We start from the raw sequence: 5,527 nt of genomic DNA on the forward strand, positions 1-5,527 counted from the left end.
TATCATTCATTTTTTCTTCTGGTAATGTCATACTGATCACTATCCGCCAAAAAAAAAATAAGTATGATCTTTAATCCCTTTTATTGACTTAATGAAATTATCTATTTTTTCGTCCTTTTCTTGACTATACTTATATACATGAGGTGAAAAATTATACTGTTTAAATATTTTTGGAACAATATTAGAAATAAAAATTTCATCCATGTTTCCCTCAACAAAGAATGTTAATTTCATTTAAATCAGTTTAAGAAACCATCAGCAAATAGTTCCGATATGCCTATGTTTTGCTGCAGAAAAACCTGTAAATCTTTGGCAGTTGATGGTCTTACAATAAATGAATTTCCTTCATTATCACGCTTTATCAGTATAATATTTTTTATATTGACATTTTTTATTATTTCAGGACTATGTGTAGTTATTATGATTTGTTTAGCTATTGAAGAATCTTTTATTAGTTCCATAACTCTGGCAATCAACGAGGGATGTATATTCTTTTCAACCTCTTCAATTGCTATTATTTTACGTTTTTCAAAGTACAGTATATATATTAATGCTAATATTTCTATGGTACCATCTGAGACAAAAGTTGCAGGCAATGATATTTTATTATTATAGCGTTCATATACATTGATTATTATAGATTTATCTAATTGTGATTCTACATTAATATTTTCAATAAAAGGCATGCATGTATTCAATAAACCTATTAATTTCCTACTTTTTTCTCTATCTTTAATAAGATTGTGTAGAACAAGAGCGATGTTACTACCATCTGATTCCAGATCAACTAAGCCAGATAATGGAATTGCATGTTTAGATAATTTTGGGTCTATATCAAATACTTGCGGGATTCCACTTTTATCAAAAAATGGTATTATTGGTAACGGAAACATTGAAAGAATACTAATATCCGTGGATACCCTTTTAGATAATAATTTGACTATTGGATTCATAAAATCATTTAAATATCCATTCTGGCCATCGGCACTGATCTTACCATTCAAATTCGTAATATCCAGAGCTTCTCCATCGGCATCAATTGCCAAATGTTCACAAAATTTTTTTAATTTCCTATTTGTTTTGTACACAGTAAATTCAATCGTATATGTGAACGATTTAACAGATGTTGATTCATCAGATTTGGACCGTCGATTAGCATTTAAATTGTATCTAAATGTTAATGGTGGGTTATATTTTAATTCAAATTCTATGCCCATATTTTCATCTTTGGAATTGATATTAAACATATACTCCGTTCCACCTTGTAGGGAAATAGCATTTTCCACACCATTATCTATAATATCTCGAATGAATTGAAATATGGAAATAAGATTGGATTTCCCGCTGGAATTTGCACCAATGATTATGTTAAAATTATCTAAGTCTATTTCTAAATGTTTAAAACTTTTAAAGTTCCACGCTTTTAATTTTGATATATAAAAATTAGACATATTTATTTATTAATATACACAATATAAGTTTTTCCCTTTCATTTGTGGCATGTTATATCAGAATATTTTCAATTTTCAACGATCTACGAAAATTGGGCAATGCCAGAATACCAAAACACTTAAATTCTAGTATTAAATTATTGAAAACAATGGCAAAGGACAACCAGAATGAGAACTTCCAGTCAGGGGCAGGTTTAATACGATATTTTAATGAGGAGGAAATAAAAGGTCCGGCCATAGACCCAAAATTGATCATATACATAGGAATAGCTATGGGTGTTATAGTAGAACTTGCTAAGATCTTCTGGCCTGTTTAATTCTTAATACTAATTTATGGATACATTTTATAGCGATTATTACTTTGGTTTTGACAAATAATTTATATAACTATATATTACCCAATAAGATGACTCACTCCGTTTTAAAATGCCATTTCTGTGGTGCTGAATACACTATAGACCGGAATATATACACGTGTGATAAATGCGGCAACATTTTGGACGTTTACCACTATGATATGGAATATTCGCTAACAGGTTTGAAAGGTGTATGGAAATATAAAAATCTCATACATCCAGGTATCAATGAAGGAACAATCATAAGTAAAGGTGAGGGCAATACAAATCTGTATAGCAACAGTAGAATATCCGAATTTTCTGGCATAGATAAAATATTTCTTAAGCATGAAGGGGAAAATCCTACCGGGTCATTCAAGGATAGAGGAATGACAGTAGCAGTGTCAGAAGCCATGAGGCTAAAATTTAACAAAACTCTGTGCGCCTCCACTGGAAACACATCTGCTGCTGCGGCAAGCTACAGTTCATTCGCAGGTATTGAAAGCTATGTGATAATCCCTGAAAAAAACATATCAGCCAATAAATTATTCCAGGCAATTGCATATGGTGCAAATATAGTCGATATAGAAGGGGATTTTGACAGTGCCATGGATAATGTACGGAAAACAATTGCAAAGCGGAACGATTTTTATCTGCTTAACTCCCTTAATCCATGGAGAATTGAGGGGCAAAAAACAATAATATATGAGGTTATGGAGAAAATTAAACCTGATTTTATCACGTTCCCGGCAGGTAACCTTGGAAATACATCGGCATTCGGAAAGGCACTTATGGACCTGAAATCTCTGGGAGTTATAGACGACATTCCCAGGCTTGTTGCGATTCAGGCAGAGGGTGCATCGCCATTTTATAATTACATTAACGGGAAGCAGGAATCTATCATACCTGTAAAGGCAGAAACAATAGCAAGCGCTATTAAAATTGGAAATCCTGTAAATTACAAAAAAGCCAAAAGGTCTCTGGAATTTACACATGGAATAGTTGAAAAGGTTTCTGATGATCAGATAATGGAGGCAAAAAGGGCTATTGACCGGGCAGGCATAGGATGTGAACCTGCATCAGCAGCGGCGGTTGCAGGAGTAAAGAAACTTAGAGATGCAGGCCTTATGCATAAGGGAGATACGGTGGCTTCAATACTCACCGGACATATATTGAAGGATATTAGCATAATCCCGGAACATAAAACACTGCGTATTTCTGATATATTTTAAGACCAGTAGAAAGTCACAAATAATAGAAACCAATAATGCGTATTTTTGCGACTTATATACAATTAATTAAATAAAAGATATTTATAAATTTTTACATCCTGAAGTATATGTGGTATAAGGCAGAATTCATCGGGCATGTGTGCATTTTCTATGGCAGTTGTGGACCATACTGCAACATGGAATCCCTTGATTCTCAGGAAGGATGCAAATGTTTCCCCACCAATTCCCATCGTAAATGCATCCTTCCATGTTACCGATTTTATTGCACTTTTTAATCTTACAACAACTTCAGAATCCTCCGGTGTGGGTTTTGGGGCATCTACCCTGTCCACTACCTTATAGGAAATCTTTGCCTTTGATGTTTTAGCGTATTTTTCTATAAGGCTGTTAATGCTTTCCAGTACATGTTCCACAGGATACTGGGGGAGTATTCTGAAATCCCAGTAGAATACCTCCCTACCCGGTATTGTATTAATGTTATCTATATTTTTTTCATGTTTTGTGGGTTCAAATGTCGAATATGGGGGAATGTACAGATTGTCGTTTTTGCTGAATTGATCGTGCAGGTTGAAATCCAGGAGATCTATGAATTTACACGATTCACGGAAAGCATTTAATGAATTTTCAGGCATGCTTGCATGTCCCTGGATACCTTCAATTTCGAATTTTATCTGCACTGTACTTTTCTCTGCAGTTTCAATGGCAAGTCCTTCATTGGTGCCAGCGTCTGGAACAATGATAATATCATTCTTCTGGAATATATTTTTGGAGATTAAGTATTTAATTCCATAGTCATTTCCAGTTTCCTCATCTGACACAAAGGCAAGCCCTAAATTGATTTTCAAATTTTTAGGGTCAATTTGCTTAAGAAGTAAAAGTGAGGTGAATATGGATTGTCCATTATCCTCAGAACCCCTGCCATATATTCTGTCACCATCAAATGTGGCCTTAAAGGGATCATGCTTCCAGAGCGATATATCGCCCTCGGGAACAGTATCCATATGGCATATAATCCACAATGTCCTGTCAAAATTACCTAATCTTAATATCATATTTGGTCTTAATGTGCCTGTATCGTCAGTTGTATTGTATTCATATAAATTATTATATCCAAGTTCACCCAGTATTTTCTTTAGTTCCAGTGATTTTTTGTATTCGCCTTCTCCTCCAGATTTGGGGGATACTGCCCTGATAGACAATAATCTTCTAGCAACATCAGTTATGAATTCCCTGTCTGATAATTCTGTCAATCCCATTAAAGATCATACATTTAAATCATATAAGTATTATTGGTTATCTGCACTGCTCTATGCTTCTTTTAAACACAACATTTCCATTTTGAGATGAGAAAACCAGAAACTTGAATTTAACCCCGTAATCAATTGCCGAGTAATATGAACTTGAAAACTCAAGATCTCTACAAGAATTAGGTAAAAAACATCTGGCGTTTTCATTGAATATAAGAAACAGTACATATGCCTGGTATCCTTCATCTATTAGCCCCATAAGGGTTTCAAGATGTTTCTTTCCCCGAACTGTTGGTGCATCTGGAAATTTTGCGATTTTATCCTCCACCAGCGTTGCTGATTTGACCTCAATGTATGAATTTCCAAGTTTGAAATCTATTCTACTGTTTCCTATTTTTACTTCCTTTTGCCCGCCTTCTCTTATAAACATAGAACCGATCTGGGAATGGTACCTTGAATCATTGAATGTCCAGATATCACCATTTTCGCAGAATGTGACAGAATAATGGGTTTTTTTATTGTTGGTCTTCCTTATTAGTATATTGTTTCCGCGGTATATTAGCTCCTTAAGCCTTCCCGGGTCGTGTATATGGACATCTGTTTCAATTCCGTTAACCATTGCCCTTACAAGGAATCGATTAGGTCGTGAAACCACTGTGGCTTTAATAAGTTCTGGAAATCTCATCACTGTAAATCCTGGGGAACGGTTGATGAAGGGAGACATTGAATCTGATTTTCATTGATTATAAATAATTTTGTAGGAAATTACTTTCATAGATAATTAATTATTTTAATACCAGTTTCTTGACGCCATAATCCACCGGATTTCTTATGTTTCTAGTTGTCGGTTAATAGGTATATTTCTGTGTTCGCACATAATACCTTTCTGGAAGATTGTGGATTCAGGTAAACATAGTTAATTATTTGACTAACTCTAAAAGAATGGGTTATATTATTACAATTCAATCCACAAGAAAGAAACCCACTGAGTTTAGGATGTGTGGGAATTCTCGGGATGAAATATACATTTATTCAATAAATAATAAATTAATTAAATATTTTCAGAACTTGTCCGTGGTGTAATTTTTAAAACGTTCTAAATAATATTAATTTTTAAATATTTATCATAAATTATCAAGTATAGACATAATATTTTAGTTTTCATCTGTGTTAAATAGATCTCCTTTTTAAAGAGAATTATGTATCATTTTTTACCTGTGAAAATATACGGACCCGCCGGGATTTGAACCCGGGTCATCGGC

6 protein-coding genes are annotated in these 5,527 nt (G+C 33.9%); 2 read left to right on the forward strand and 4 right to left on the reverse strand.

Features of this window, described 5'->3' with window-relative positions; genetic code table 11:
• Positions 1–39: 39 nt before the first annotated feature.
• On the reverse strand, positions 40–234 hold the full coding sequence (locus AMDU4_RS09445) for a hypothetical protein (protein ID WP_290704867.1): 195 nt from the start codon (positions 232–234) through the stop codon (positions 40–42).
• Positions 235–239: 5 nt separating this feature from the next.
• A complete protein-coding gene (locus AMDU4_RS09450; RefSeq protein ID WP_021787754.1) occupies positions 240–1,451 on the reverse strand; it encodes an AAA family ATPase in 1,212 nt (403 codons plus the stop codon).
• A 149-nt stretch (positions 1,452–1,600) separates the two neighbouring features.
• On the opposite strand from AMDU4_RS09450, the gene AMDU4_RS09455 reads away from it, so the two are divergent.
• Both AMDU4_RS09455 and thrC read left to right on the forward strand, forming a co-directional pair.
• Positions 1,601–1,768, forward strand: coding sequence for a preprotein translocase subunit Sec61beta (locus AMDU4_RS09455; RefSeq protein WP_290704870.1), 168 nt, complete (start codon positions 1,601–1,603; stop codon positions 1,766–1,768).
• A gap of 89 nt (positions 1,769–1,857) precedes the next feature.
• Positions 1,858–3,018, forward strand: a complete 1,161-nt coding sequence (thrC, locus tag AMDU4_RS09460; RefSeq protein ID WP_021787756.1) for a threonine synthase — start codon at positions 1,858–1,860, stop codon at positions 3,016–3,018.
• Between the two features lie 62 nt (positions 3,019–3,080).
• Here the strand turns inward: thrC and AMDU4_RS09465 are convergent, their stop codons facing one another.
• Both AMDU4_RS09465 and sfsA read right to left on the reverse strand, forming a co-directional pair.
• Positions 3,081–4,274 carry a M20 family metallo-hydrolase gene (locus tag AMDU4_RS09465; RefSeq protein WP_021787757.1) on the reverse strand — a complete coding sequence of 398 codons (1,194 nt, stop codon included), beginning with the start codon at positions 4,272–4,274 and terminating at the stop codon, positions 3,081–3,083.
• Between the two features lie 37 nt (positions 4,275–4,311).
• Positions 4,312–4,989 carry a DNA/RNA nuclease SfsA gene (sfsA, locus tag AMDU4_RS09470; RefSeq protein WP_021787758.1) on the reverse strand — a complete coding sequence of 226 codons (678 nt, stop codon included), beginning with the start codon at positions 4,987–4,989 and terminating at the stop codon, positions 4,312–4,314.
• Positions 4,990–5,527 lie beyond the last annotated feature (538 nt).

Source organism: Ferroplasma sp. Type II (assembly GCF_000496155.1).